The following is a 6,000-nucleotide window of genomic DNA, read 5'->3' as shown; positions in this document are numbered from 1 at the left end:
CATAAAAACACCTTCTTTCCTACAATTATATTATAATACTTTATGTAAGCGAATACAAGAGTTGTGAGGTAACCAACTACGAAAAAATATAAGGCTGAAGATAGTAAAAACCAGCATTTAAAGCCTTCACTGTATCTAGGATTTCCCTATTTTTAGACAAGATTGACCCAAATCCACAGCATTTAAAAAAGCGAATTTCAATCGAAACTCGCTTTTTTACAAAATGTATTAGTATGAATTTGATTTTCGAAGAGTATTAGTTCAAGTGCCAGATATCTTCGTTATACTGAGCGATTGTACGGTCAGATGAGAAGAATCCTGCTTTAGAAATGTTAACGATAACTTTATCCAACCATGCGTCACGGTCTTCGTAGTCAGCCAACATTTGCTCTTTGACTTTGATGTAGTCTTCCAAGTCAAGAAGAGTCATGAACCAGTCTTTGTTGATCAATTCATTGTAAAGACGTTCCAAGCGCTCTTTGTTTCCAGCTGCAAGAACTGCATCGCTAACAATGAAGTCAACCAATGGTTTGATAGCTTTACGAGCGTAGAATTCGCTTGATTTGTAAGCTGCTTTTGCGTAAAGGTCGATAACAGTTTCTGAATCTTCACCAAAGATGTAGATGTTTTCGTCGCCAACCAACTCAGCGATTTCCACGTTAGCACCGTCCATAGTACCAAGAGTCAAAGCTCCGTTCAACATGAATTTCATGTTACCAGTACCTGAAGCTTCTTTAGAAGCAAGTGAGATTTGTTCTGAGATATCACATGCTGGGATAAGGAAGCTTGCTGCAGTAACGTTGTAGTTTTCAACCATAACTACTTGCAAGTGTGGAGCTACTGCTGGATCGTTAGCAATAACTTCTGACATGCAAAGAATCAAGTGGATGATGTCTTGAGCGATTGTGTAGGCTGGAGCTGCTTTACCACCAAAGAAGATTGTGATTGGACGAGCAGGGATGTTACCAGCTTTGATGTCAAGGTATTTGTGGATTACGTACAAGGCATTCATTTGTTGGCGTTTGTACTCGTGAAGACGTTTGATTTGGATATCAAAGATAGAGTTTGGATTGATTTCCACACCTTGGTATTCTTTCAAGTGACGTGCCAATTTACGTTTGTTGTGAGCCTTGATGCTTTCCAATTTTTCTTTGACAGCTGCTTTGTCTTCATAAGACAAGAGTTTTTCAAGCTCATCTGCTTCATGGTGCCAACCATCTCCAAGAATCTCATCCAAGTAGTGAGACAATCTTGGGTTAGCATGCATGAGCCAACGACGGAAAGTGATACCGTTTGTTTTGTTGTTGAATTTTTCTGGGTAAAGGTCGTAGAAGGCTTTCAACTCAGAATTTTTCAAGATTTCAGTGTGAAGTGCTGCAACCCCGTTAACGCTGTATCCGTAGTGGATATCCATATGAGCCATGTGAACACGTCCGCTCTCATCGATGATTTGAACAGCTGGATCTTTGTATTCTGCTTTCACGCGACGGTCCAATTCTTCGATGATTGGTACCAAGTGAGGAACCACTTCTTGCAAGAATTCAAGAGGCCATTTTTCAAGGGCTTCAGCAAGGATTGTGTGGTTAGTGTAGGCAGTCATGCTACGAACGATTGAGATTGCTTCGTCAAGTTCGATACCACGTGCAGTCAAAAGACGGATCAATTCAGGAATCACCATTGATGGGTGAGTATCGTTGATTTGGACAACTGCGTAGTCAGCAAGGTCATGCAAGTTGCTTCCTTTTTCGATTGCTTCTTCGATGATCAATTGCGCACCGTTTGAAACCATGAAGTATTGTTGGAAGATACGGAGCAATTCACCTTGACGGTCACTATCATCTGGGTAAAGGAAGAGAGTCAAGTTGCGAGCGATGTCTGTCTTGTCAAAGCTGATACCGTCTTTAATAATAGAAGAATCAACTGAATCCAAGTCAAACAAACGCAAGCGGTTCTTCGTTTCTGTCTTGTAACCAGGAACATCAATATCATAAAGAGTTGATGTCAAAGTAAAGTCTGCAAATGGTACTTGGTAGCTACGACTTGAGCGAACCAACCAGTTTTGCTCTGTCAACCATGCATTTGGAATTGTTTCTTGTTGGTTATTTTTAAGAACTTGTTGGAAAAGACCAAAGTGGTAGTTCAGACCAACACCGTCACCATTCAAACCAAGAGTCGCAATTGAGTCGATAAAGCAGGCAGCCAAACGTCCCAAACCACCATTACCAAGAGATGGTTCCAATTCAACTTCTTCAACTTCGATCAAGTCTTTACCTGCAGCAGCAAGTTCTTTTTTGACATCGTCATAAAGACCAAGGTTGATCAAGTTGTTTGACAAGAGTTTACCAATCAAGAACTCAGCCGAGATGTAGTAAACTTTTTTCTTACCAGTGTTAACTGGTTTTTGGCTGCTTGCAAGCTTGCTGTAGTTAAGAAGAGCAAGGTAAAGCTCTTCATTGCTACATTCTGCAATGGTTTTATTGTAACGATTTTGTACAAATTCTTGTAGTGATAACATGTTTAAGATGTCTCCTGATATTGTATTATTTCTTTAAATCTACCAAATTTTCATTGATTCGGCGATAGATTGTTGTCAAGTCAAGCAAACCTTCCTCGACAGCTGGTGTCAATTGATCTTCAGTCATACGCCAAGACCAGTTTCCACCAAGGGTAGATGGGAAGTTCATACGAGCCGCCTCATCCAATTCTAGCAAATCTTGCATAGTTGCAATTGCCATGAAGCTAACTGATGAAAAGACTGTACGAAGCATAGCATGTGGCACTGTTTCGTATTCTTTACGGTTCGTGTAACGAGCCATGTACTCACGAGTCGCATCATCAATCTCGTTACGGTACCAACCAAGAACCGTATTGTTATCGTGAGTTCCTGTGTACATAACTGAGTTAGCAGGTGCCAAGTGTGGGCTATCGATACTTTCGTCTTCTGGGTTGAAGGCAAATTGAAGAATCTTCATTCCTGGGAAGCCAGTACGTTCACGCAACTCGATAACTTCGTCTGTCATGAAACCAAGGTCTTCTGCGATGATGTTTAGCTCACCAAGTTCTTCCTTAACGGCTGCAAAAAGCTTGTAGCCCGGACCTTTCACCCACTCACCAGGTGCTGCTGTATCGGAACCAGCAGGGATTTCCCAGTAAGATTCGAAACCACGGAAGTGGTCAATACGAACGATATCGTAGATTTTGAAGCTTTCACGCAAGCGTTCAATCCACCATTTGTAACCATCTTTGTCCATTGCTTCCCAGTCATAGATTGGGTTACCCCAAAGCTGACCAGTTGCAGAGAACTCATCTGGTGGACATCCTGCGATGCAAGTTGCCTTACCGTTGACATCTGTTTTGAAGAGATGCGGATTTGCCCACATATCGCTTGAATCTTCCGCTACGTAGATTGGCATGTCCCCAACGATTTCGATGTGGTTGTCGTTAGCGTAAGCTTTCAATTTCAACCATTGTTGGAAGAAGAAGTATTGAGTCACACGGTGGTAAACCAACTTGTCTGCCAATTGCTCACGGTAGCTTTCAAGTGCTGAAGCTTTACGAGCACGAACATCTGCATCTGGCCATTCAGTCCAAGCAAGATTGTCAAAATGCTCTTTGATAGCCATATACTCAGCAAAGAGCTCAAGCCATGATTGGTTGTCTTGAGCAAATTTCTCAAAATCTTTAACATCTCCTACTTCCAAGAAACGTTTTACCGCTTTTTCTAAAAGAGGACGACGTGCATAGTAGATTTTCGCATAATCAACTTCAGACGCATCGCTACCAAAGTCAACTCCTTCAAGGTCACTTGCTTCCAACAAACCTTGCTCCACCAAGATATCTAAATCGATAAAATGAGTGTTTCCTGCGAAGGCTGAGAAAGATTGGTAAGGAGAATCCCCGTAACTAGTTGTTCCTAATGGAAGGATTTGCCAGTAACGTTGTTTTGTGCAAACCAAGAAATCAACGAAGTCGTAAGCACTTTGACCAAATGATCCGATTCCGTAAGCTCCTGGAAGAGAAGAGATGTGCATCAACACACCACTTTGACGTTTTTTCATAATAGCACCTCGTGTGTTAAAATAATGGAACGTTGCGTATTTTTGCAGACGCAAACGTTTGCGCTACTTATAAGTATACTCCTTTTCAAGCATAATTGCAAGCGTTTTTAAAAAACTTTTTTGATTATTTTTAAGGAGACTAACCCATTTTAGCAAAGATAACTTATACTCAATGAAAATCAAAGAGCAAACTAGGAAACTAGCCGCAGGCTGTACTTGAGTACGGCAAGGCGACGTTGACGCGGTTTGAATTTGATTTTCGAAGAGTATTAAAACTATCTAATCCTAAAGTTTGACTCTCACGGGACAGTCTACAAAGTGCAAATCCTCCCCTAGAAAACTTGAATTTAGATGCAAGGGGGCACAAAGATCCATAGAAAATAGATAGGAATTAGAAACAGGGAGGTAGCCCCTCCTGATTTCCCTCTTTAGATAGATTACATCTATTTTTTATTAAAAATACTGTATTCTTATCTATTTCACACTTTTCTTCTATTAAAAAGCAAAATCATGCTATCAAATCAAGCTTAAAAATTTTTTAAAATTTTTGTCAAAAACACTTGCAACCGTTTTCTATTTGTGCTATACTAAGGTCATAAAGGAAAACGTTTGCGTTTCCTTATCAATAAAACTTGTTATTCTTTAGGAGGAATACACTATGTCATCTAAATTCATGAAGAGCGCTGCGGTGCTTGGAACTGCTACACTTGCTAGCTTGCTCTTGGTAGCTTGCGGAAGCAAAACTGCTGATAAGCCTGCTGAGTCTGGTTCATCTGAAGCGAAAGAAATCACTCTTTACGTTGAGGACCAATACAAAGCTTATGCTGAAACAGTTGCTAAAGCTTATAAAGAGCAATCAGGCACAACAGTTAACATCAAATCTGGTGACCAACTTGGTGGGCTTGACAAACTTTCTCTTGACAACCAATCTGGTCAAGCTGCTGACGTTATGATGGCTCCATACGACCGTGTGGGTAGCCTTGGTTCTGACGGACAACTTTCAGAAGTGAAATTGAGCGATGGTGCTAAAACAGAAGATACAACTAAATCTCTTGTAACCGCTGCTGACGGTAAAGTTTACGGTGCTCCTGCCGTTATCGAGTCACTTGTTATGTACTACAACAAAGACTTGGTAAAAGACGCTCCCAAAACATTTGCTGACTTGGAAAACCTTGCTAAAGATAGCAAATATGCCTTCGCTGGAGAAGATGGAAAAACTTCTGCCTTCCTAGCTGACTGGACAAACTTCTACTATGCATACGGACTTCTTGCTGGTAACGGCGCTTACGTATTTGGACAAAACGGTAAAGACCCTAAAGACATCGGTCTTGCCAACGACGGTTCTATCGCAGGTATCAACTACGCTAAATCTTGGTACGAAAAATGGCCTAAAGGTATGCAAGATGGTACAGCTGCTGGAAACCTAATCCAAACTCAATTCCAAGAAGGTAAAACAGCTGCTATCATTGATGGACCTTGGAAAGCTCAAGCCCTCAAAGATGCTAAAGTAAACTACGGTGTTGCGACTATCCCAACTCTTCCAAATGGAAAAGAATATGCTGCATTCGGTGGTGGTAAAGCTTGGATCATTCCTTCAAGTACTAAGAACCTTGAAGGCGCACAGAAATTTGTAGACTTCCTTGTTTCAACTGAACAACAAAAAGCTTTCTACGATGCAACTAACGAAATCCCAGCTAATACTGAAGCTCGTTCATACGCTGAAGGTAAAAACGATGAGTTGACAACAGCTGTTATCAAACAATTCAAGAACGCTCAACCAATTCCAAACATCTCTCAAATGTCTGCAGTTTGGGAACCAGCTGCTAACATGCTCTTTGATACTGTAAGTGGTCAAAAAGATGCTAAAACAGCTGCTAACGACGCTGTAACATTGATCAAAGAAACAATCAAACAAAAATTTGGTGAATAAAAAATTTGTTCA

The 6,000-nt window shown here is 40.9% G+C and carries 3 protein-coding genes; 1 reads left to right on the top strand and 2 read right to left on the bottom strand.

Annotated features, from left to right (window positions below; translation table 11 throughout):
- Positions 1-256: 256 nt before the first annotated feature.
- Both glgP and malQ read right to left on the bottom strand, forming a co-directional pair.
- Positions 257-2,515 (bottom strand): glycogen/starch/alpha-glucan family phosphorylase, encoded by a 2,259-nt coding sequence (glgP, locus tag HT729_RS04650; protein ID WP_172931731.1) that lies wholly within the window; start codon positions 2,513-2,515, stop codon positions 257-259.
- A gap of 25 nt (positions 2,516-2,540) precedes the next feature.
- Positions 2,541-4,106 carry a 4-alpha-glucanotransferase gene (malQ, locus tag HT729_RS04645; protein ID WP_345890463.1) on the bottom strand — a complete coding sequence of 522 codons (1,566 nt, stop codon included), beginning with the start codon at positions 4,104-4,106 and terminating at the stop codon, positions 2,541-2,543.
- Between the two features lie 610 nt (positions 4,107-4,716).
- Here malQ and HT729_RS04640 point away from each other — a divergent pair.
- Positions 4,717-5,988: an extracellular solute-binding protein gene (locus HT729_RS04640; protein WP_000095469.1), complete on the top strand. Its 1,272-nt coding sequence runs from the start codon at positions 4,717-4,719 to the stop codon at positions 5,986-5,988.
- Positions 5,989-6,000 lie beyond the last annotated feature (12 nt).

This window comes from Streptococcus sp. 79 (genome assembly GCF_013277425.1).
Taxonomy (GTDB): Bacteria; Bacillota; Bacilli; order Lactobacillales; family Streptococcaceae; genus Streptococcus; species Streptococcus pseudopneumoniae.
Note: the sequence above shows the minus strand (reverse complement) of the source record. Positions and strands in the feature narration are given on the sequence as shown.

Coding starts and splice junctions, on each gene's coding strand:
- glgP (WP_172931731.1), bottom strand. CDS start 2,515: ATGTTATCACTACAAGAATTTGTACAAAATCGTTACAATAAAACCATT.
- HT729_RS04640 (WP_000095469.1), top strand. CDS start 4,717: ATGTCATCTAAATTCATGAAGAGCGCTGCGGTGCTTGGAACTGCTACA.